The sequence below is a fragment of the Sphingomonas corticis genome, from assembly GCF_012035195.1.
Taxonomy (GTDB): domain Bacteria; phylum Pseudomonadota; class Alphaproteobacteria; order Sphingomonadales; family Sphingomonadaceae; genus Sphingomonas; species Sphingomonas corticis.
Genome location: NZ_JAAVJH010000013.1, coordinates 1 through 19,618, shown reverse-complemented (window position 1 = coordinate 19,618; position 19,618 = coordinate 1). Strand labels below are relative to the sequence as shown.

20 protein-coding genes and 2 tRNA genes are annotated in these 19,618 nt (G+C 72.3%); 12 read left to right on the top strand and 10 right to left on the bottom strand.

Features of this window, described 5'->3' with window-relative positions; all coding sequences use genetic code 11:
• Positions 1-8: 8 nt before the first annotated feature.
• From kdpC to HBH26_RS16100, 3 genes are read left to right on the top strand one after another with little or no spacing between them, the layout of a single operon-like run.
• Complete coding sequence (kdpC, locus tag HBH26_RS16110; RefSeq protein ID WP_168135666.1) at positions 9-581, top strand: potassium-transporting ATPase subunit KdpC; 573 nt, start codon at positions 9-11, stop codon at positions 579-581.
• Positions 581-3,262, top strand: coding sequence for a sensor histidine kinase (locus HBH26_RS16105; protein ID WP_168135665.1), 2,682 nt, complete (start codon positions 581-583; stop codon positions 3,260-3,262). Before kdpC ends, HBH26_RS16105 begins: the two co-directional genes overlap by 1 nt.
• 1 nt (position 3,263) lies before the next feature.
• Positions 3,264-3,944 (top strand): response regulator transcription factor, encoded by a 681-nt coding sequence (locus HBH26_RS16100; protein WP_168135664.1) that lies wholly within the window; start codon positions 3,264-3,266, stop codon positions 3,942-3,944.
• Between the two features lie 23 nt (positions 3,945-3,967).
• On the opposite strand, the gene HBH26_RS16095 is transcribed toward HBH26_RS16100, so the two are convergent.
• The 4 genes from HBH26_RS16095 to HBH26_RS16080 form a co-directional block, all read right to left on the bottom strand.
• Positions 3,968-4,186 carry a hypothetical protein gene (locus HBH26_RS16095; RefSeq protein ID WP_168135663.1) on the bottom strand — a complete coding sequence of 73 codons (219 nt, stop codon included), beginning with the start codon at positions 4,184-4,186 and terminating at the stop codon, positions 3,968-3,970.
• Between the two features lie 64 nt (positions 4,187-4,250).
• On the bottom strand, positions 4,251-5,075 hold the full coding sequence (locus tag HBH26_RS16090; RefSeq protein WP_168135662.1) for a D-alanyl-D-alanine carboxypeptidase family protein: 825 nt from the start codon (positions 5,073-5,075) through the stop codon (positions 4,251-4,253).
• 82 nt (positions 5,076-5,157) lie between these two features.
• The gene (locus tag HBH26_RS16085) at positions 5,158-5,520 is read right to left on the bottom strand and encodes a hypothetical protein (RefSeq protein ID WP_168135661.1); all 363 of its coding nucleotides are present in this window, start codon (positions 5,518-5,520) and stop codon (positions 5,158-5,160) included.
• Between the two features lie 30 nt (positions 5,521-5,550).
• Positions 5,551-6,339 carry a DUF1206 domain-containing protein gene (locus tag HBH26_RS16080; RefSeq protein WP_168135660.1) on the bottom strand — a complete coding sequence of 263 codons (789 nt, stop codon included), beginning with the start codon at positions 6,337-6,339 and terminating at the stop codon, positions 5,551-5,553.
• Positions 6,340-6,477: 138 nt separating this feature from the next.
• Here HBH26_RS16080 and HBH26_RS16075 point away from each other — a divergent pair, with 138 nt between their 5' ends.
• Positions 6,478-6,759 (top strand): hypothetical protein, encoded by a 282-nt coding sequence (locus HBH26_RS16075; RefSeq protein WP_168135659.1) that lies wholly within the window; start codon positions 6,478-6,480, stop codon positions 6,757-6,759.
• A gap of 104 nt (positions 6,760-6,863) precedes the next feature.
• Here HBH26_RS16075 and HBH26_RS16070 read toward each other — a convergent pair.
• Positions 6,864-6,940 (bottom strand) — tRNA-Pro (locus tag HBH26_RS16070).
• Between the two features lie 166 nt (positions 6,941-7,106).
• Between HBH26_RS16070 and yajC the strand changes: the two genes are divergently transcribed.
• From yajC to HBH26_RS16050, 4 genes are read left to right on the top strand one after another with little or no spacing between them, the layout of a single operon-like run.
• On the top strand, positions 7,107-7,445 hold the full coding sequence (yajC, locus tag HBH26_RS16065; RefSeq protein WP_168135658.1) for a preprotein translocase subunit YajC: 339 nt from the start codon (positions 7,107-7,109) through the stop codon (positions 7,443-7,445).
• Between the two features lie 13 nt (positions 7,446-7,458).
• Positions 7,459-9,060: a protein translocase subunit SecD gene (gene secD / locus HBH26_RS16060; protein ID WP_168135657.1), complete on the top strand. Its 1,602-nt coding sequence runs from the start codon at positions 7,459-7,461 to the stop codon at positions 9,058-9,060.
• 16 nt (positions 9,061-9,076) lie between these two features.
• Positions 9,077-10,048 (top strand): protein translocase subunit SecF, encoded by a 972-nt coding sequence (secF, locus tag HBH26_RS16055; RefSeq protein WP_168135656.1) that lies wholly within the window; start codon positions 9,077-9,079, stop codon positions 10,046-10,048.
• Positions 10,049-10,054: 6 nt separating this feature from the next.
• A complete protein-coding gene (locus HBH26_RS16050; protein WP_168135655.1) occupies positions 10,055-10,432 on the top strand; it encodes an MTH938/NDUFAF3 family protein in 378 nt (125 codons plus the stop codon).
• Here HBH26_RS16050 and HBH26_RS16045 read toward each other — a convergent pair.
• Positions 10,420-11,595, bottom strand: a complete 1,176-nt coding sequence (locus HBH26_RS16045) for a glycosyltransferase (protein WP_168135654.1) — start codon at positions 11,593-11,595, stop codon at positions 10,420-10,422. The genes HBH26_RS16050 and HBH26_RS16045 overlap by 13 nt on opposite strands.
• A 70-nt stretch (positions 11,596-11,665) precedes the next feature.
• Positions 11,666-12,490 carry a class I mannose-6-phosphate isomerase gene (locus HBH26_RS16040; RefSeq protein WP_168135653.1) on the bottom strand — a complete coding sequence of 275 codons (825 nt, stop codon included), beginning with the start codon at positions 12,488-12,490 and terminating at the stop codon, positions 11,666-11,668.
• A gap of 109 nt (positions 12,491-12,599) precedes the next feature.
• Between HBH26_RS16040 and HBH26_RS16035 the strand changes: the two genes are divergently transcribed.
• Together HBH26_RS16035 and recN are read left to right on the top strand one after the other, a co-directional pair.
• Positions 12,600-13,580, top strand: a complete 981-nt coding sequence (locus HBH26_RS16035) for an outer membrane protein assembly factor BamD (protein WP_168135718.1) — start codon at positions 12,600-12,602, stop codon at positions 13,578-13,580.
• Between the two features lie 76 nt (positions 13,581-13,656).
• Complete coding sequence (gene recN, locus HBH26_RS16030; RefSeq protein ID WP_168135652.1) at positions 13,657-15,309, top strand: DNA repair protein RecN; 1,653 nt, start codon at positions 13,657-13,659, stop codon at positions 15,307-15,309.
• A 36-nt stretch (positions 15,310-15,345) separates the two neighbouring features.
• Here the strand turns inward: recN and HBH26_RS16025 are convergent, their stop codons facing one another.
• Together HBH26_RS16025 and HBH26_RS16020 are read right to left on the bottom strand one after the other, a co-directional pair.
• Positions 15,346-16,242 carry an endonuclease/exonuclease/phosphatase family protein gene (locus HBH26_RS16025; protein WP_168135651.1) on the bottom strand — a complete coding sequence of 299 codons (897 nt, stop codon included), beginning with the start codon at positions 16,240-16,242 and terminating at the stop codon, positions 15,346-15,348.
• A complete protein-coding gene (locus HBH26_RS16020; protein ID WP_209308618.1) occupies positions 16,242-17,186 on the bottom strand; it encodes a DUF4886 domain-containing protein in 945 nt (314 codons plus the stop codon). The genes HBH26_RS16025 and HBH26_RS16020 overlap by 1 nt, the downstream gene beginning before the upstream one ends.
• A gap of 80 nt (positions 17,187-17,266) precedes the next feature.
• Here HBH26_RS16020 and HBH26_RS16015 point away from each other — a divergent pair.
• A tRNA-Gly gene (locus tag HBH26_RS16015) sits at positions 17,267-17,340 on the top strand.
• A gap of 11 nt (positions 17,341-17,351) precedes the next feature.
• Here the strand turns inward: HBH26_RS16015 and HBH26_RS16010 are convergent.
• The gene (locus tag HBH26_RS16010; RefSeq protein WP_168135650.1) at positions 17,352-18,251 is read right to left on the bottom strand and encodes an ATP-grasp fold amidoligase family protein; all 900 of its coding nucleotides are present in this window, start codon (positions 18,249-18,251) and stop codon (positions 17,352-17,354) included.
• A gap of 410 nt (positions 18,252-18,661) precedes the next feature.
• On the opposite strand from HBH26_RS16010, the gene HBH26_RS16005 reads away from it, so the two are divergent.
• Positions 18,662-19,531 (top strand): acyltransferase family protein, encoded by an 870-nt coding sequence (locus HBH26_RS16005; protein WP_168135649.1) that lies wholly within the window; start codon positions 18,662-18,664, stop codon positions 19,529-19,531.
• Positions 19,532-19,618: the final 87 nt, after the last annotated feature.

The following is a 19,618-nucleotide window of genomic DNA, read 5'->3' as shown; positions in this document are numbered from 1 at the left end:
GATTGGACATGGGCAAGGATCTCACCTCGGCGCTGCGCCCCGCGATCGTCATGACGATCCTGTTCGCCGTGCTGCTCGGGCTCGCCTATCCGCTGGCGATGACCGGCATCGCGCAGGCGCTGTTCCCGTGGCGGGCGAACGGCAGCCTGGTGCGCGACGCCGACGGTCGGGTTCTCGGCTCGGCCGTGGTGGGGCAGGCGTTCGTCGCCGATCGCTATTTCCGCACGCGCCCGTCCGCGGCGGGCAAGGGCTATGACGCGCTCGCCTCGTCGGGCTCGAACCTGGCGCCCACCGCGCGGGCGCTGGCGGATCGCACCGCGGCGGACGTCGCGCGCTGGCGCGGGGAGGGCGTGCGCGGCGCGCTGCCCGCCGATCTCGTCACCGCCAGCGGGTCGGGCCTCGATCCCGATCTGTCGCCCGCCGCCGCGCTGGCGCAGGTGCCGCGCGTCGCGCGCGTGCGCGGCATCGACGCGCGCCGCGTCCGCGCGCTCGTCCAGCAGCAGGTCGAGGCGCCGCTCCTCGGCGAGCGCCACGTCGACGTGCTGGCGCTGAACCGCGCGCTGGACGCCCTGCCGCGCTGATGGCGGCAGGGCGGCCCGATCCCGACGCGCTGCTGCGCGCCGCCGCGCAGGAGGGGCGCGGGCGGCTGAAGATCTTCCTCGGCGCCGCGCCGGGCGTGGGCAAGACGTTCGAGATGCTGTCGGAAGGGCTGGCGCGCCGGCGCGACGGCGTGGACGTGGTCGTCGGCGTGGTCGAGACGCACGGCCGCGCGGAGACCGAGGCACTGACCCGCGGGCACGAGATCGTGCCGCGCCGCGCCGTCGCCTACGAGGGCCGCACCCTGTTCGAGATGGATCTGGACGCGGTGCTCGCGCGCGCGCCGCGGCTCGTTCTGGTGGACGAGCTGGCGCACACCAACGCGCCGGGCAGCCGCCACGCCAAGCGGCACGGCGACGTGGAGGAACTGCTGGCCGCCGGGATCGACGTCTATTCCACCCTCAACATCCAGCACGTCGAGAGCCTGAACGACGTGGTGGCCGGCTTCACCCGCGTCCGCGTGCGCGAGACGGTGCCCGACGGCATCCTGGAAGCGGCGGAGATCGAGGTCGTCGACATTCCGCCCGACGAGCTGATCGAGCGGCTGAAGGCGGGAAAGGTCTACCTGCCGCAGGAGGCGACGCGCGCGCTCGACCATTTCTTCTCGCGCTCCAACCTGTCGGCGTTGCGCGAACTGGCGCTGCGCCGTGCCGCGCAGGCGGTGGATGCGCGGATGCTGGAGGACGTGCGCGCGCTCGGGCTGGGCGGCACATGGGCGGGGGGCGAGCGCATCGTCGTGGCGATCGGCGAGCTGCCCGGCGCCGACGCGCTGGTCCGCGCCGCCAAGCGGGTGGCGGACGGCCTGCACGGCCCCTGGACCGCGCTGTTCGTCGAGACGCCGCGCGCCGCCGCCTTCACCGACGCGCAGCACCGTCGCGTCGCCGCGACGATGACGCTGGCGGCGCAGCTGGGCGGCGCGGTCGCCACCGTGCCCGCGCCCAGCGTGGTGGAGGGGATCCGCCACTTCCTGGCCGATGCGCGCGCGACGCAGCTGGTGCTCGGCAAGTCGCGCCGCTCGCGCTGGTTCGAGTGGCGCCACGGCTCCGTCGTCGACCGGCTGGTACGCGATTCGCCGGGCGTGACCGTCCACGTCCTGTCGCTGGCCGCCGACGCGCCGGCCGGCCCGTCGTCGGCGGCGAAGCGCGGGGGATCGTGGGGTTCGCGCACGGGCTACGTCGTCGCCACCGCGCTGGTCGCGGCGGTGACGGCGGTGGCGAGCGGGCTGTTCCACGTCCTCGACCTCGGCAACGTGGCGCTGCTCTACCTGCTGCCGGTGATGGCGGCGGCCAGCCTGTTCGGCCTGCGTACCGGCCTGTTCGCCGGCATCGCGTCCAGCCTCGCGTACAATTTCTTCTTCCTGCCGCCGACGGGCACGCTGACGGTCAGCGATCCGGAGAACCTGGTTTCGATCGTGGTCCTCCTCGGCGTCGCCGTCGCCACCAGCCAGCTGACCGCGCGGGTGCGCGCGCAGGCCGATCTCGCCGCCCGCGGCGCGCGCACCAACGCGACGCTCGCCGGGTTCCTGCGCCGCATCGCCGGGGTCAACGACGCGCGGGAGGCGGCGCAGATGATCTGCGACGACATCTGCCGGCTGCTGGACGTGCAGGTGCTGCTGCTCCGCCCCGGCGGCGACGCGGACGTCGGTGGAGGGCCGACGATCCTCGCCGCCAGCGATCCCGACTACCGGCTCGGTCCGGTGGACGTCGCCGCGGCGCGCTGGGCGCTCGACACCGGCGGGCCGGCGGGCAGGGGATCGGGCACGCTAGCCGCGTCGGAGTGGCTGTTCCAGCCGCTGGCGGCGGGCGGCCGCGTGCTGGGCGTGCTGGGCGTCGCCAGCGATCGCGCGGGCGCCCCGGTGCGCGCGGACCAGCTGCCCCTGCTCAGCAGCCTGATCGACCAGTCGACGCTCGTCATCGAGCGGCTGCGGCTGGAGGCGGAGATGCGCGACGTCGACGCCGTGCGCACGCGCGACCGGCTGCGCGCCGCGCTCCTGTCCTCGGTCAGCCACGACCTGCGCACCCCGCTGACCGCGGTGATCGCCGCGTCCGCGCAGCTGCACCAGGGCGCCTCGCCGGAGCTGATCGCGACGATCGAGACCGAGGCGGCGCGGCTCAACCGCTTCGTCGACAACCTGCTCGACATGGCGCGGGTGGAGGCGGGCGCGCTGCGGCTGGCGGTGGAGCCGGTCGACCTCAGCGACGCGGTCGCCGGCGCCGCGCAGGACGCGCGCCGCGCGCTGGAGGGCCATGCGGTGCTGCTGGACGTGCCACCCGATCTGCCGCTGGTCCGTGCCGACCCGCGGCTGCTGCACCATTGCCTGCTCAACCTGCTCGACAATGCCGGGCGGCACGGCGAGCGCGCGGGGGAGATCGTGATCGAGGGGCGCAACCGCTTCGGCGAGATCCGCCTGTCGATCCTCGACCGCGGGCCCGGCCTGCCGCCCGGGCGCGAGGAGGAGGTGTTCGAGACGTTCCGCCGGTTGCAGGGCTCCGACCGGGCGAGCGGCGGCACGGGCCTGGGCCTCGCCATCGTGAAGGCGTTCGCGGCGGCGATGGACATGGGCGTGGCGGCCGCCAACCGCGCCGATGGGGGCGGCGCGGCCTTCACGCTCGTATTCCCCTCGCCGCTGGTGGTGCGCGACCCCGTGCCGGAGGCGCTGGACTGACATGGCCATTGTTCTCGTCGTCGACGACGATGCCGCGATCCGCCGTCTGCTGCGCAACACGCTGGTCCGCGCCGACCATGCCGTGGTGGAGGCGGCCGACGGTCGCGACGCGCTGGCACGCGGCGCGGCGGACCATCCCGACGCCGTGCTGCTGGACCTGGGGCTGCCCGACCGCGACGGCCTGGGCCTCATCCCGCTGCTGCGCGCCGGCGGGGCCGCGGTGCTGGTCGTGTCCGCGCGCGACGCCACGGAGGAGAAGGTTGCCGCGCTGGACCTCGGCGCCGACGATTACGTGACGAAGCCGTTCGACACCGACGAGTTGCTCGCCCGCCTGCGCGCCGCGCTGCGCCATCGTCGCCCCGCCGCCGCCGCGGCGCAGGTGGCGGCGCGTGGCGACCTGTCGATCGACCTCGACCGGCGGCTGGTGCGGCGCGGCGGCGAGGAGGTGCACCTGACGCGCAAGGAGTATGACGTGCTGGCGCTGCTGGCGCGCCAGGTCGGCCGCGTCGTCATGCACAAGCAGATCATCGCCGCCGCCTGGGCCGACGACGACGAGGCGCGGATCGAGTATCTGCGCATCGTCGTGCGCAACCTGCGGCAGAAGCTGGAGGCACCCGGGCCGATCGGCAGCGTGATCGCCAACGAACTCGGCGTCGGCTACCGCCTGCTCGCCGCACGGTAGGTCGCGCGCGGGACGGCGCGCGTTCAGCGCACGTGGAAGCCCGCGCCGCCGCGCTCCCCGGCGTCGCCGCGCTCGCGCCCGGCCAGCACGTTCTCCAGCTCGTCCAGCGTGTGCGGCACGTCCAGGTGCTGCGCGCCCAGGAACAGCCGCGTGCCCCCGTCCTGCGGCACCGCATGGGTCAGCTTGTCGATGTCGACCAGCGCCTTGCCGGCGGGCAGGATCTCGATCTGAACGAAGCGCATCCTCATCCCCTTGTTCGCGGTACGGCGGCAACGAACGCGCGGCCGCCAGGTGCCGCCGCCGCGATCACCGTCGCTTCCGCCCGCGCGGGGCGGAGAAGCCGCTCTCCAGCAGGTTCGACACCAGCAGGTCGCGCGCTTCCGCCGTCCGTGCGCCGAGGACGACGACGATCACGCGCTGGTCGCCGCGCCGGCTGGACGCGGCCAGGTTGAAGCCGGCGGGCACCGTATAGCCCGTCTTCACGCCGTCGACGCCGCGCACCCGGCCGAGCAGGCGATTGTGGTTCGGCCGCGTTCGCCCGTTCCAGCGGATCGAGCGCGCCGAGAACATCGCGTAGCGGGCCGGGTGGCGCCGCACGATGTACCGCGCGAGCGTGGCCATGTCGCGCGCGGTCGTCATGCCGCCGCCGGGGGAAAGGCCACTGGCATTGCCGAAGCGGGTGTCCGCCATGCCCAGCTGCCGCGCCCGCCGGTTCATCGCGCGCACGAAGGCGGGCTCGCTCCCCGCCACCCGCTCGGCCAGTGCCACGGCCACGTCGTTGGCGGAGATGACGGCGACCGTCCGCATCGCCGCGCGGACGCCGATCGTGCGCCCCGCCGCCAGTCCGAGCCTGGACGGCGGCTGCCGCGCCGCGCGCCGCGATATCCTGACCTGGCTGTCGAGCCGGAGGCGGCCGGCGTCGATCGCCTCGAACGTCAGCAGCAGCGTCATCATCTTCGTCAGCGACGCCGGCGGGCGCCGCCGCTCCGCGCGGGCGGCGTACAGGGTCCGGCCGGTGGCGGCATCGATCACCACCTCCGACACCGGGGCGGCGGCGAACGCGGGAGAGGCGAGGGCGGTCGCCGCGGCCAGGAGGAGCAGCAGCCGTGTCAGATGTTGTCGGACGTTCATCGTGCGCTGCGTGTACGATCCTGCGTGAACGGGGAAGGACCGGCGTTTAGCGAATGGCCGCGGCGCCGCAACGTCGCTCGGGTCAGCGGCGATAGCGCAGCGTGTTCGCGAACCCGTCGTTCGCCTTCGTCATCTTCGCGATGGCGCGCAGGTGGGCGCGGACATTCCGGTCGAAGCGGCGGTCGTCGTAGATGCCCGTGGTCGCGTAATCCTCCTGCCGCAGCAGCGCCGCGATGCGGGCCGCGAACGCCGCCTGGTCGTCGGCATGCGCGCCCGCCTGCAACGCCCGGCACACCCATTCCTCCGCCGCCGCCCGGTCGTAATCGTCCTGCGCCTCGTACCCGCGCCGGTCGGCGGCGGCCTGGTCCAGTCGCGCCGCGGCGGACCGCCGCTCCAGCCAGGTGCGCACCCGCCCGCCGTCCCATGCCACCGCCGCGTCGCTCACGCCCTTCCCCTCGTCTGTGCGGACGGCGCGTCAGCGCCAGCCCGTCGCCCGCCGGATCGCGCCGTCCACCGGCACGTCGTGCAATCGCCGGTAGCGCGCCTCGACCAGGCTGAAGAGCCCGAATGCGAGCAGCCCGGCGCCGATGACGAGATCGAACGGGCTGGTCAGCCACGACAGCACGCGCGCCATGCCGCCCGCCTCGCCCGCCCGCTCCTCGATGCCCGCCCGCGCCAGCAGGAAGCCGCTGAGAAGGAACACCGCGCCCCGCGCGGCATAGCCCGCCCGGCCGCTCCACCGCACCCAGGACCGCGAGGCGACCGACGGGTCGAGGTAGCGCAGGAACGATCCCTTCGCCGCCTTCGCCAGCTGCACCGCGCCCAGCGCCGCCAGCAGCGCCGCGCCGACGAGGACGAGGACCCAGCCGCCCGGCAGTTGCAGCGCCGTGCGCGCGCCTTCCTGCGTGCCATCGCCCGACGATGCCGCGCCGCGCATCAGCTGCACCGCCTGCCACGCGAGAAACAGGTGGATGGCGCCGCTGACGCCCGCGCCGGCGCGCTCCATCGCGCCCTTGCGATCCGCGCCGTGCCGCTCGATGTCGAGCGTCGCATCGGCCAGCCGCCAGATGCCGTACGCCGTCAGCCCGGCGGCGATCACGGCCAGCAGCACCTGCCCGCCGCCGCGCCCCAGATAGGCGATCGCCCCGCTCGGGTCCTCCGCCCGGCCGGTGCGCAGGATGAGCAGCGAGATGACGAGGTAGAGCAGCCCGCGCGTGGCGAAGCCGATCCGGGTCAGCGCCGTCAGGCGCGCGCTGGCGTTCATGCGATCTCCTTCGCTTCGCAGAACAGCGGCTGGCGCCAGCCGTTCCGCCGCGGGTGATCGCCGGTGGAACCGCGGCTCCACGGCGATCATTGACGAGGGCCGCGACAGGAGCGGCGAACAGGGGAACGGATGATGCGAATGGCGATCAAACTGGCCGGTGCGGCCGCGCTGCTGACGCTGGCGGCCTGCGGCGGCAACGCCGACGACCGCGCGGCGGACAATATCGAGGCGGCCGGCGAGAACCGCGCGGACGCGCTGGAGGACCAGGCGGACCGCGCCGGCAACGAGGCCGTGGAGGACGCGCTGGAGGACCGCGCCGACAACGTCCGCGACGCAGCCGACGAGGCCGCCGACGCCGCCGACGACAACGACGACGCGCGCGTGGAGAACCGGGCGGTTCCCGTTCTCAACCGCATGTGACGCGCGCAGGCGGATCGGTCGCGCGCCACCACGGCGCGCGCCCGATCCGCCCGATACCGCCGCGCGGCGGGAATGGCCGCCCGGCCGCCTGCCGAATGATTGATTGGTCGGGGCGACAGGATTCGAACCTGCGACCCCCACACCCCCAGTGTGATGCGCTACCAGGCTGCGCTACGCCCCGACCGAGCGCGCGCCTCTACGCGCAGCCCGGCGCGGATGCAAGCGGCGTCGCTGCCACAAGGCCGTCGGCGGGCGCGTGTTGCGCCATGGCGGAAGGGATGATAGCGGCTCGACGCTTCATGCGGGGGTCCACCGACGCCCGCGCCCTCGTCATGCACGGGATATAGATGCTCATCTCCCCCGCCTACGCGCAAGCGGCCAACGGTGCCGCGCAGGGTGGTGCCCTCGGCGGCATCATCGGCCTCGCGCCGCTGTTCCTCGTCTTCATCGTCTTCTATTTCCTGATGATCCGTCCGCAGCAGCGTCGCATGAAGGCGCTCCAGGCGTCGGTTGCCGCGGTGAAGAAGGGCGATTCGGTCGTCACTGCCGGCGGGCTGCTGGGCAAGGTGACGCGCGTGGAGGACAATACGGTGGAGGTCGAGATCGCGCCCAACACCCGCGTCCGCGTGGTGAAGGCGACGCTGGCCGAGGTCACGGCGCCCGGCGGCAAGCCGGCGAACGACTGAGGCGAGCCGACCCATGCTGGATTTCCCGCGCTGGAAGGTCGTCGGCATCTGGCTGGTGATCGTCACGCTCGTCTCGCTGTCGATCCCCAGCTTCCTGCCCGAGCGCTACACGCAGGGGTGGGGCATCACCCCCCCGCGGGTGAACCTGGGCCTCGACCTCGCCGGCGGCAGCTACCTGCTGCTGGAGGCGGACACGAACGACGTCGCCGCCAGCCGGGTCGAGCAGATGCGCGAGCAGGTGCAGACGGAGATGCGCCGCCAGGACCCGCGCATCGAGATCGGCGAGATTTCCAGCCGCGGCGGCAAGCTGTCCTTCCTGCTGCGCGATCCCAGCCAGGTCGACGCCGCGCGCGAGCGGCTGCTGTCGATCACCGGCAGCGGCGCCGGCATGACCGGCCAGCGCGAATGGGACATCCAGGTCGTCGATTCGAGCCGCTTCGTGCTGACGCCGACCTCCGCCGGGCTGACGCAGGCGGTGAACAGCGCGATGGACCTCGCGACCGAGGTGGTGCGCCGCCGCATCGACGAACTGGGCACGCGCGAGCCCACGATCATCCGTCAGGGCAACAACCGCATCGTCGTGCAGGTGCCCGGCCTGCAGAACCCGCAGGCGCTGAAGGACCTGCTGGGCAAGACGGCCAAGCTGGAATTCAAGCTGGTCGACGTGAACGCCGATCCGGCGCAGCTGGCCAAGGGGCAGGCGCCGGCGGGCAGCCAGGTGCTGCCTTATCCCAACAACCCCGGCGGGCTGCCGCTGATCGCCGTCAAGCGCTCGGCGATCATCACCGGCGACATGCTCTCCGACGCGCGGCAGGAGTTCGACCCCCAGACCAACGCGCCGCAGGTGTCGATCACCTTCGACGGGCAGGGCGGCCGCCGCTTCGCCCGCGTGACGCGCGAGAACGTGAACAAGCCGTTCGCGATCATCCTGGATAACAGCGTCATCTCCGCGCCGAACATCAACGAGCCGATCCTGGGCGGTCGCGCCGCGATCAACGGCGGCTTCACCGTGGAGAGCGCGAACCAGCTCGCCATCGCGCTGCGCTCTGGCAAGCTGCCGGTGGACCTGCGCATCGTCGAGGAATCGACGGTCGGGCCGGACCTCGGCGCCGATTCGATCCGCGCCGGCATCCTCGCCTCCGCGGTGGCCGTGGCGCTGGTGGTCGCCTTCATGCTGGTCACCTACGGCCGGTTCGGCGTCTACGCGAACCTCGCCGTCGTCATCAACGTGTTCATCATCCTCGGCGTCCTCGCGCTCATCAACGGCACGCTGACGCTGCCGGGCATCGCCGGCTTCGTGCTGACGATCGGCACCGCGGTGGACGCCAACGTGCTGATCAACGAGCGCATCCGGGAGGAACGCCGTCGCGGGCGCAACGTCGTTCAGGCGGTGGAACTGGGCTACAAGGAAGCCAGCCGCACGATCTTCGAGGCGAACGTGACCCACGCCATCTCGGGCGTCATCATGTTCGTGTTGGGATCGGGCCCGGTGAAGGGGTTCGCGGTGGTGCTGCTGATCGGCATCGCCACCAGCGTGTTCACCGCCGTGCTCTTCACGCGGATGCTGGTCGCGCAATATCTGCGCCGCGCCAAGCCCAAGACGATTACGATTTGAGGCGGGAGCGAGGACAATGAAACTCCTGAAACTCGTCCCCGACGACACGAACATCGACTTCGTCCGCCTGCGCGGGCTCGCGTTCGGCCTGACGCTGCTGCTCAGCGTCCTCGCCCTCGGCATCACCTTCTACAAGGGGCTGAACTTCGGCGTCGACTTCGAAGGCGGCCTGATGATCGAGGAGCGGTTCGCGCAGAAGCCGGACCTCGACCGGGTGCGTGAGGTGGTGGATCGCCAGGGCGTGGGCGAGGCGCAGTTGCAGACCTTCGGCGACCCGCGCACCATCACCATCCGCCTGCCGGTGCAGCAGGGCGGCAACGAGGGTGCGACCAACGCCGCGGTGAAGAAGGTGGAGGCGGCGCTGGGACAGGCGTTCCCGGGCGCCGAGTTCCGCCGCTACTCGACGGTGTCGGGCAAAGTATCGGGGGAGCTGATCCGCAACGGCGCGCTCGCCGTCGTGCTCGCGATCCTCGGCATCGGCCTGTTCGCGATCTTCCGCTTCGAGTGGCAGTTCGGCGTGTCGACCATCGTCGCGATCGTCCACGACCTGCTGATGACATTGGGCTTCTTCGCGATCACGCAGTTCGAGTTCGACCTGAACATCGTCGCCGCGGTGCTGACCATCATCGGCTATTCGATCAACGACAAGATCGTGATCGACGACCGCATCCGCGAGAACATGCGCCGCTATCGCCGGATGGAGATGCGCGAGATCATCAACCTCAGCGTCAACGAGACGCTGCCGCGCACGGTGATGACCTCGGTCACGATCCTGCTGGCGCTGTTCGCGCTCCTCTTCCTCGGCGGGCACGTGCTGCGCGGCTTCACCGCGGCGATGATCCTGGGCATCCTGGTCGGCACCTACTCGTCGATCTACGTCTCCTCCTCGCTGCTCATCACGCTCGGCCTGCGCGCCGAACCGGGCGCGGCGGACGAGCGGCCGAGGGGCGCGATCGACCAGGCCGAACGCGTCGGCCCGCGCGGATGACGATGCGTGCGGATCGATAAGGCGCAGCCCGCCGGGCCGGTCGTCAACGGCCTGTCCGCGCAGGGCTTCAAGGTGGACGACGCGCAGGGCGTGACCGGCGTCTACGCCGCGCTGCTGCTGACGCCGGTGCGCGCGGACGCGTGGACGCCGCCCGCGCTGGACGCGCTGGACGTCGCCGCGCTGGCACCGATCCTCGATCCCGCACCCGAGTTCGTGCTGCTGGGCACCGGCCGGGAGCTGCGCCACCCGCCCCGCGCGCTGGTCCGCGCGCTGGAGGCGCAGGGAATCGGCGTGGAGGCGATGGACAGCCGCGCCGCCGCGCGCGCCTGGGGCGTGCTGCGCGCGGAGGACCGGCAGATCGCGGCGGCGCTCTACCCCCTCTGACCGGCCCGGGCGACCAGCCCGGCCAGGTGGTCGCGCAGCGCCGCGCCATTCGCTTCCCAGGTGAAGCCGGCGGCATGCGTCCGCACCACCGCCGGGGCCGGGGGATCGGCCATGAGCGCGCGCAGCGCCGATGCGAACGCCGCCGGCTCGCGCGCCGCGATGCGACCCGCGGACGGCGCCGTCACCACCTCGCGTGCGCCGCCCGCGTCGGCAACCACGATCGGCGTGCCGCACGCCAGCGCCTCCACCCAGGCGTTGGCGAGCCCCTCCGAGGAGGAGGCGAGCGCCATCGCGTCCGCCGCCGCCAGCCAGCGCGACAGATCGTCATGCGCCACGCCGCCGAGCAGCCGGACGCGATCGCCCATGCCGAGCCGCCGCACCAGCCGCTCCAGCGCGGCGCGCTCGGGTCCCTCGCCCGCGATGGCCAGCGTCACGTCCGGCAGCGCGGCGACCGCCTCGATCGTCACGTCATGTCCCTTGCGCGGGATCAGCGCGCCCACCGACACGACCAGCGGCCCCGCCACGCCGAGCGCGCGCTTCAGCGAGTCGCGATCCGCCGGGGCGAAGCGCCGATGGTCGACGCCGGTGTGATGGACGCGGATGCGCTCGCGCGGCAGGCCCAGCACCGCCATGTCCTCGCGCATCGCCGCGCTGACCGCGAGCAGCCCGTCCGCGGCGAGGCCGGCACGCCGCACCTGCGCCCTCGTGACGCGCGCGCGCGCCCAATGGTGGATGTCCGCCCCGCGCGCCTTGATCGACACGGGCACGCCGTAGCGCCGCCCCAGCCCCACCGCGGCGACGCCGTCGGGGAAGAAGAAGCTCGCATCGATGACGTCGAACGTCCCCGCCAGCGGATCGAGCACCCGCGCCGCCGCGCGGGCGAGCGCCGCCGCGTGGAAGCGGCCCGCGGTGCCCGGCAGCGCCAGGAAGCGCGGGCGGTCCACCTCCAGCCCGTGCCACGTCTCGCGCGCGGGCAGGGCGGCGAGCGTCTGGTATCGCTGGTGGCGCGTCAACGGTCGCGGCGGCAGGCCGACGCCGGCGACGACGCGCACCTCGGTGTCCGGAACGGCGGCCAGCGCCGCCGTCTGCCGCTCGACGAACACGCCGAAGTTCGGCCGGCTCGCGTCGGGAAACAGCGAGGAGAGCGTGACGACGCGCAGCATCGCGCGGGTGTAGCGAGAAGCGGTTAACTCCCGCCTTCGGCGCGACACCGGGCCATCAGGCCGGCGCCCGCTACAGCCGCGCCGTGCCCGTATAGGCGAACAGCAGGTCCGCATCCTCGCTGGCGTGGAGCAGTTCCGGCCCCTCGACCAGAACGCACTCGCCGGCCTTCCACGCCACCCCGCCGACCACGCCCTCGCCGCGGATCGGCACCAGCCAGCCCTGCTTGCCCTCGGGCAGCGCGATGTCGCGCTTGCCCCCGGTCCAGCGTTCCAGCACGAACTTCGGCCCTTCGACCAGGATCGTGCGCCCCGGCGCCACCTCGCCCGGCGCGGCGGGCGCTGTCCACGGCTCGAGGTCCGCCACCGCCACGCCGTCGTCCAGGTGCAACTCGCGCGGGCGGCCGTAATCGTAGAGGCGGTAGGTGGTGTCGCTGTTCTGCTGCACCTCGATCAGCGTCAACCCCGCGCCGATCGCGTGGATGACGCCGGAATGCGAGTAGAAGAAGTCGCCGGCCTTCACCGGCTTCCAGTCCAGCTTGTGCTCGATCGACCCGTCCAGCGCGCTCTCGCGCAGCTCGTCCTTCGTCAGCGGCGCCAGCGGACCGATCGCGATCGTCGAATCGGGTTCGGCGGACAGGATCGTCCAGCATTCGTCCTTGCCGCGCGGCAGCCCGCGGCGGTGCGCCTCCTCGTCCGAGGGATGGTTCTGCACCGACAGCTTCTCGCTGGTGAACAGATACTTGATGAGCAGTTCCGGCTCTTCCGGATGCGGCGACTGGAACCACACCTCGCCGATCGGCTCGCCGTCGGGCGCCGGGTCGGCGAACCCGGGATAGAGGTGGTGGCGCCCCCACGGTTTCTCGACGCGCTTGGTGGCGAGCAGGGTGGCGGGCATCGGAACTCCTTCGGTGCGGGGATCGGCGGGAAACGCGCCCTCCATGCCAGCCGTTCCGGCGCGACGGAAGGCTTGGCGCGGGGCCATGGCCTGCGCTAAGGCGGCGATGATGCGTACCTCCTTCGCCCGCCCGATCGTATGGGGCCTGCTCGCCGCGTCCGCCGTCACCGTCGCCGGATGCGCGCGGGGCGGGGGCGCCCGTACCGACCTTCCCTACGTGGCGCGCGACGTCGGCACGCTCTACACCGCGGCGAAGGGGCGGCTGGACAGCGGCCGCTACAAGGAAGCCGCCGCGCTGTTCGACGAGGTGGAGCGCCAGCACCCCTATTCGGTGTGGGCGCGCCGGGCGCAGCTGATGGGCGCGTTCAGCTATTATCTCAACGGCGACTATACCGAGGCGATCCAGGGCGCGCAGCGCTTCCTGTCGGTCCACCCCGGCAACCGCGACGCGCCCTACGCCTATTACCTGATCGCGCTCAGCTATTACGAGCAGATCGGCGACGTGACGCGCGACCAGAAGATCACGGCGCAGGCGCAGGATGCGCTGGGCGAGCTGGTGCGCCGCTATCCCAACACCCGCTACGCCGCCGACGCGCGGCTGAAGGTCGACCTCGTGCGCGACCATCTGGCGGGCAAGGAGATGGAGATCGGCCGCTTCTACGAGCGGCGACGGCAGTGGATGGCGGCGACGCTGCGCTTCCGCAAGGTGATCGACGATTATCAGACGACCACCCACGCGCCCGAGGCGCTGATGCGGCTGACGGAGACCTACCTGGCGCTCGGCGTGCGCGGCGAGGCGGAGAAGGCGGCGGCGGTCCTTGGCGCCAATTACCCCGGTTCCGACTGGTACGGTCGCGCCTACAAGCTGATGCGCGACAATCCGGCGACGCCGATCGCGCCGCTGGCGCCGGGCGCGCCCGTGGTCGTCGGCAATGCCGCCCCCAAGGGCCCGCCGGGCGAGGCGACGGCGGTCGCACCCTCCACCGGCGCGGTCACCGCACCGACGCCGGCGACGACCGGCGGCGACGCCGAGGCGCCGGAAACGGGCGTCGGCACCGCCAGCGACGCCGCGACCACGCCGACGCCCTAGCGCGCTGGCGGCGGCGCGGCGACGGCAGAACAAAAAGGGTAACCGCGTCCGCAAATTGCGCTAAGGACGGCCACCGATGCTGACCGCCCTCTCCATTCGCGACGTGGTGCTGATCGAGGCGCTGGAGCTGGAGTTCGGCGCCGGGCTCGGCGTGCTGACCGGCGAGACGGGGGCGGGCAAGTCGATTCTGCTCGACGCGCTCGGCCTCGCACTCGGTCGCCGGGGCGAGAGCGGGCTGGTGCGCAGCGGGGCGGCGCAGGCGGTCGTCACCGCCACGTTCGACGCGCCCGCCGCGGTGATCGCGCTGCTCGACGAGAATGGCCTGGACGTGGAGCCGGGCGAGCCGCTGATCGTCCGCCGCCTGGTGAAGGCGGACGGCGGCAGCCGCGCCTTCGTCAACGACCAGCCCGCCTCCGCCGCGCTGCTGCGCGAGATCGGCGCGCGGCTGGTGGAGATCCACGGCCAGCACGACGACCGCGGGCTGCTGGCGCCCGCGGGGCACCGCGCGCTGCTGGACGCCTATGCGCGCACCGACGCCGCGGGCGTGGCGCGCGCGCACGGCCTGTGGCGCGCGGCGGAGGGCGAGCTGGCCGCCGCGCGCACCGCGATCGACACCGCGCAGCGCGACCGCGAGTGGCTGGAGCACGCCGTCGCCGAGCTGGAGGCGCTCGCGCCCGAGCCGGGCGAGGAGGAGGCGCTGGCGGAGCGCCGCCGCCTGATGCAGCGCGCCGAGAAGGTCGCCGACGACCTGTCCGCCATCGAGACGCATCTCGACGGCGCAGACGGCGCCATGTCGCACCTGCGCCAGGCCGCACGCGTGCTGGAGCGGGTGCGGGAGGATCATCCCGCCTTCGCCGAGGCGCTCGCCGCGGTGGATCGCGCGGTGATCGAGGGCGCGGTGGCGGAGGAGCGGCTGCGCGAGGCCGCCTCCGCGCTGATGCTCGACCCGCGCGCGCTGGAGGAGGACGAGGCGCGGTTGTTCGACCTGCGCGGCATGGCGCGCAAGCATCGCGTCCAGCCCGACGATCTCGCCGCGTTGGCCGATCGCCTGCGCGGCGACCTCGACCGGCTGAACGCGGGCGAGGAGGGGCTGGCCGGGCTGGAGGCGCGGGTATCCGCCGCGCGCGGGGACTATGCCGCGGCGGCGGCGGCGCTGTCGGCGGAGCGCGAGCGCGCCGCGGCGCGGCTGGACGCGGCGGTGGCGGGCGAGCTGGCGCCGCTGAGGCTGGACGCCGCGCGCTTCCGCACCGTGGTGGCGCCGCTGGCGGAGAGCGACTGGTCCGCCGCGGGCCGCGACCGCGTGGAGTTCGAGATCGCGACGAACCCGGGCGCGCCGTTCGGCCCGCTGGCGAAGATCGCGTCGGGCGGCGAATTGTCGCGCTTCATCCTGGCGCTGAAGGTCGCGCTGGCGGAGGAGGGGGGCGCCGCGACGATGATCTTCGACGAGATCGACCGCGGCGTCGGCGGCGCGGTGGCGAGCGCGATCGGCGACCGGCTGGCGCGGCTGGCGGACAAGGCGCAGCTGCTGGTCGTCACGCACAGCCCGCAGGTGGCGGCGCGCGGCGCGGCGCACCTGCTGATCGCCAAGTCCTCCGACGGCATCGTCACCCGCACCGGCGTCCGCCCGCTCGACGCGGGGGAGCGGCGCGAGGAGATCGCGCGGATGCTGTCCGGCGCCACCGTCACCGACGAGGCCCGCGCGCAGGCGGCGCGGCTGCTGGAGAGTTGACGCCGTCCCTTCGCTTCGCCTTCGACCACGCCTCCCTTATTCAAACTCCGCCAGCACCGGAAAGTGGTCGGACGGCCACACCGCCCCCGCGTGGTCGGTCAGCGTCGCGCATCGACGCGGCGTCAGCCCGCGGCACAGGATCCAGTCGATGCGCCGGTCGGCCTTCCCGGTAAAGTCGTGGAATGTCGCGTCCGGCCCCTCGCGCACCGCGGTGACGACGCGGGCGTCGGCCAGCGTTGCCGTCAGCACGCCGTGCGCGGGCTCGTCCGGCGCGGCATTGAAGTCGCCCGTCAGCACCACCGGCACGCCGCGCGGCAGCGCCGCGATCCAGTCTGCCAGCATGCGCGCGCAGCGCGTCCGCACCGCGGCATCCTCCGCCCGATAGGGCAAGTGCGTGTTCACCACGTATGAGCGCCGCCCGTCGCCGCGCCCCGCCAGCAGCGCCCAGGTCACCATCCGCGGATAGACGTTGCCCCACCCCATGCTGCCCGGCACCCGCGGCGTGTCGGAGAACCAGAAGTCCCCCTGCATCGCCACGCGCCAGCGGTCGCGGCGATAGAGGATCGCCATATGCTCGTCGGCGTCGCCGCCGCGCCGGCCTCGCCCGATCCAGCCATAGGCGGGCAGCGCGTCGATCAGGTCCCCGACCTGTCGCAGCAGCGTCTCCTGCGTGCCGACCACGTCGGGCGCGTGGCGGCGGAGCAACGACGCGGCGACCGGCAGCCGCGCCTCCCACCGCCGCTCGGGCGCGGTGTCGACCGGCACGCGCAGGTTGAAGGTCATCGCGGCCATCGGCGCCCGCGATCGTGTCGCGAACACCGCCGAAGGCAGCGCGGCCGCCGCGGCGCCCAGGCACGCGCGCCGCGTCGGCCTCACCGCGCCCGGCCGACGCCACGTCGGCATCACCGCGCCCGGCCGACGCCACGTCGGCATCACCGCGCTCGCCCGTCGCGACGCAGCGTGTCGTGCGCGATCGCCTGCAACGCGGCGACCTGCTCGGGCGGCAGCCCCAGCTCGCGCGCGGCGCGCTCGTGGCGGGTCAGCGAGCGTGGGTCGCGGCCCGTCACCTTGCCGAAGATCACCAGCGCGGACAGGTAATAGCCCGCGGTGCTGGCGTGATACTGGTCGGATGCCCACAGGCTGATTTGCCCCGCGTCGATCCCGTCGTACGGGTTGGGATCGGCCAGCCCGGTCGCGAAGGCGCGGTTCCACGCGCGGCCGACGGGAATGGCGCCGTCGATCGCGCGCGACGATCGCACCGCCCGCACCGTCGCGCGCTGCAGATCGTCCGCCATCCGCTCGATCGGCTCGCCGTACCAATGGCCCTCGGGCTGCCACACCTGGTCGGCGCGCGACCAGGTGGCGACCAGTTCCACGCGCACCTTCGGATTCGCCGCCTCCGCCATGCGCGCCAGCAATCCGGCGTGGCGGCTGTGCGACGCGCCGTCGCCCGGCTTCTCGCGATCGAGCGTGCTGTAGCCCTGCAGCACGACGACGTCCCATGCGCGGTCGAGCAGCGCGCGCTTCTCCGTCCAGTGCAGGTCCAGCCCCGCCCCCCCAACCGTCTCCAGGCTGACGCGATAGTCGAGCCCCACGGCCAGCGTGAACGCCTTGAACAGCGCGGGCACGCCGCCGACGCCGGTGCCGTTCAGGTCGGTGACCGTATCGGCGCGGAACCGCTCCACCGGCGTCAGCGCGCCGAAGGTGAAGCTGTTGCCGACGAACACGATCGTCCGCGTCGCCGCGGTCACCGGCGGGGCCGCCACGACGACGGGAGGCGTCACCGGTCTTGGCGGCACCACGAGGGGCACCTGCTGCGACCGGGCCGGGGCGGCGATCAGGAGGGCGAGGAGGAGGGCGCGGAGGGCGATCGGCATCGCCTCGCCTTTTCCGTGTCCGCCGCCACCGGTCAACCGCTTGGCAGCGCCGACGCTCTCCGCTAAGGGCGGGGGCGCGGGCGGGTATAGCACAATGGTAGTGCAGCAGCCTTCCAAGCTGAATACGCGGGTTCGATTCCCGCTACCCGCTCCACCGATCCGGCCTCACCGTCCACCCTCGGCCCGCCCGGCCATGAGGTCGGTCCAGATCTTGCCGACGACGAAATCGGCTTCCGGCGGGATGAACCGCCCGTTCCCGCCTGCCGGAAAGAACGTGGCCTCGCCGAAGAAGATACCGTCGCGTGTGTCGTAGAAATCGACGCGCACGAAATCGAGGCCCGCAGCGGCTCTTTCGGCAAGTTCGATCATGCGGTCGAGGTTGGCGGGGCGGGGGAGCGGATCGGGTCCCGGCAGGACCTTGAAGTGGAACGGCATCGGTTCCCAGTTCCGGTCGAGCAGATAGCGGCGATGGGTGGAGAAGCGGCAGATGTCGACCTCGATCATCCCCACCTGGCCCGCGAAGGTGAAGAACTTGAAGTCGGGCGGCGGCACGCCGTCCTCGCCGATCAGCGGCTCCACGATGATCTGCGGCCGGATCGCGGCATAATGCCACTCGCGATCCTGCCGGCCATATCCCTCGTCGACGTCGAGCCAGCCCGCGCATTTGGCCTCGATCTCGTCCCAGCGCTGGTCGGCCTCGTCGCGCACGAAGATCGTCTGCGCGGACCCATGGGCCGATTTCATTACGTAGGGCATCGGCCAGATCCTGTCCTCCCGCGGCGGCAGCGTGGCGCCAGACCACAGGGTGGGGATGACGTATCGCTCGCCCAGCCGCTCGGCGACCCAGGCCTTGACCGCGACCTTGTCGCTCATGACCGGGAGCCGCGCGTCGCCGCGCGATGCCAGCTTGAACGCCAGCAGATGCTCGCTGAACGCCGCCGGCGGTTTCAGCGCGGGCCACCGTCCGAAGCGGCGATAGTAGCGGATCGACAGGTATAGCCGGTCGGACACCTTGCCGGCCAGCCGCTCGGCCGCCGTCCACCATCTCGATTGCCGCTTCATCATCCCCCCGGCGATCTGCGTCGCTGCGGCGCGGGGGTAGCGTCGCTAGCGGCGGCAGGCCACCCTGTTCAATCGGCGCGATGACGACAGGCGAGCGGAATTCGCCTCCTCACCCGCGGGCGGCAGGACAGGCTCGACCCGGCTCATCGCTTGCCCATCCGGATCCTTGGTCAGAGCGCGACCGCACATATCGTACTGAAATAGTAGAATAATCGTAGCACGTCGCTTGGTCGTGGATTGTGCCTGGATGCACCGCGATGCAAATTCCTTACAAGTCGCTCCAGCGAAAATCATGAGATTTCTACAATTACAGCAGCACGGCGCTATGGTGGACGCTGCGATGAACCTAAGGGGTCACCGATTTCGCGGGCTATCTGCTTGCCGCGTCAGTGGCACATGCTACCGGTTACGTGATGGACAAGCATCGTTATCCCGCTCTCCAGATCCTGCGCGGCATCGCTGCATCGGCTGTTGTAGCAAATCACGTCTGGCACTCGCCGGAGAATGGCGTCGGTCTGCGCGACATCCTGCGCATCGGGGACCTGGCGCACCTGGGCGTCATGGCCTTCTTCTGTCTCAGCGGCATGCTGATGGTGCTCACGACCAGACAGGCAACGCCAGGGGCGCGGCCCGCTGCCCTGTTCCTCCGCGCCCGCGTGGAGCGCATCTATCCGGTGTACGTCCTCTGGCTGTCCATCCTGCTGGCGATGATCGTAGCGGCGGCGGCAGCGGGTTCCGGCTTTCTGCGCCACCTGTGGGTGAGGGTGTGGCCCGATGCGGTGATCCGCAACTACCTCCTGCTGCCCGGTCTGCCGGGCGAGCGGAACGGCATGTTCATCGGCCAGGCGTGGACCCTCGTCTACGAGATGTACTTCTACGTGGTGTTTGCCGCGTGCCTGCTGTTCTTCAACGGCACCCGCCTGCTCGTCGCGCTATGCGTCGTGATCGGCGTTCCCGTCCTGGCGGCGTGGGTGACCGGCTTCCACGCCGAGCGGCTCAGCTGGGTGAACATCGACTATATCGTCACGGACCCGCTGGTCCTCAACTTCATCATGGGCGGCATCTTCGGCGCCTGGCTGAAGGGGCACAGCCGGCATTCGGCCGATCTGCCGCTGGCGGGCCGGCCGATGCCGCAGTGGCTCTTCGTGGCGGCCGCCTTGGCGATCAGCCTGGCGCCGATGCCGTTCCTGCCGTCCTTCGTCCACAATCTCGGTAGCGTGGCCTTGCTGATCGCCATGACGTTTGTGGATCGGCGTGGAAAAGGGACCCCGGTAGCGGGGTGATCGGCGTCGAAAAAGGACCCCTCATCCCGGTGGTCTAGGCTGCTCGCTTGGCGGTGTGTCAGGCGGCGAGATCGGGATGCTGGTATT

What these genes read in the sequence shown, in the direction of transcription:
- HBH26_RS16080 (WP_168135660.1), bottom strand. Translation starts at nt 6,339, where the DNA reads ATGAACGCCAGCGCGCGCCTGACGGCGCTGACCCGGATCGGCTTCGCC.
- recN (WP_168135652.1), top strand. Translation starts at nt 13,657, where the DNA reads ATGCTGACCGCCCTCTCCATTCGCGACGTGGTGCTGATCGAGGCGCTG.
- HBH26_RS16010 (WP_168135650.1), bottom strand. Translation starts at nt 18,251, where the DNA reads ATGATGAAGCGGCAATCGAGATGGTGGACGGCGGCCGAGCGGCTGGCC.
- HBH26_RS16095 (WP_168135663.1), bottom strand. Translation starts at nt 4,186, where the DNA reads ATGCGCTTCGTTCAGATCGAGATCCTGCCCGCCGGCAAGGCGCTGGTC.
- HBH26_RS16090 (WP_168135662.1), bottom strand. Translation starts at nt 5,075, where the DNA reads ATGAACGTCCGACAACATCTGACACGGCTGCTGCTCCTCCTGGCCGCG.
- HBH26_RS16020 (WP_209308618.1), bottom strand. Translation starts at nt 17,186, where the DNA reads ATGCCGATCGCCCTCCGCGCCCTCCTCCTCGCCCTCCTGATCGCCGCC.
- kdpC (WP_168135666.1), top strand. Translation starts at nt 9, where the DNA reads ATGGGCAAGGATCTCACCTCGGCGCTGCGCCCCGCGATCGTCATGACG.
- HBH26_RS16075 (WP_168135659.1), top strand. Translation starts at nt 6,478, where the DNA reads ATGGCGATCAAACTGGCCGGTGCGGCCGCGCTGCTGACGCTGGCGGCC.
- HBH26_RS16045 (WP_168135654.1), bottom strand. Translation starts at nt 11,595, where the DNA reads ATGCTGCGCGTCGTCACGCTCTCCTCGCTGTTTCCCGACGCGAGCCGG.
- HBH26_RS16040 (WP_168135653.1), bottom strand. Translation starts at nt 12,490, where the DNA reads ATGCCCGCCACCCTGCTCGCCACCAAGCGCGTCGAGAAACCGTGGGGG.
- yajC (WP_168135658.1), top strand. Translation starts at nt 7,107, where the DNA reads ATGCTCATCTCCCCCGCCTACGCGCAAGCGGCCAACGGTGCCGCGCAG.
- secF (WP_168135656.1), top strand. Translation starts at nt 9,077, where the DNA reads ATGAAACTCCTGAAACTCGTCCCCGACGACACGAACATCGACTTCGTC.
- HBH26_RS16100 (WP_168135664.1), top strand. Translation starts at nt 3,264, where the DNA reads ATGGCCATTGTTCTCGTCGTCGACGACGATGCCGCGATCCGCCGTCTG.
- HBH26_RS16005 (WP_168135649.1), top strand. Translation starts at nt 18,662, where the DNA reads ATGGACAAGCATCGTTATCCCGCTCTCCAGATCCTGCGCGGCATCGCT.
- HBH26_RS16035 (WP_168135718.1), top strand. Translation starts at nt 12,600, where the DNA reads ATGCGTACCTCCTTCGCCCGCCCGATCGTATGGGGCCTGCTCGCCGCG.
- secD (WP_168135657.1), top strand. Translation starts at nt 7,459, where the DNA reads ATGCTGGATTTCCCGCGCTGGAAGGTCGTCGGCATCTGGCTGGTGATC.
- HBH26_RS16105 (WP_168135665.1), top strand. Translation starts at nt 581, where the DNA reads ATGGCGGCAGGGCGGCCCGATCCCGACGCGCTGCTGCGCGCCGCCGCG.
- HBH26_RS16025 (WP_168135651.1), bottom strand. Translation starts at nt 16,242, where the DNA reads ATGCCGACGTGGCGTCGGCCGGGCGCGGTGATGCCGACGTGGCGTCGG.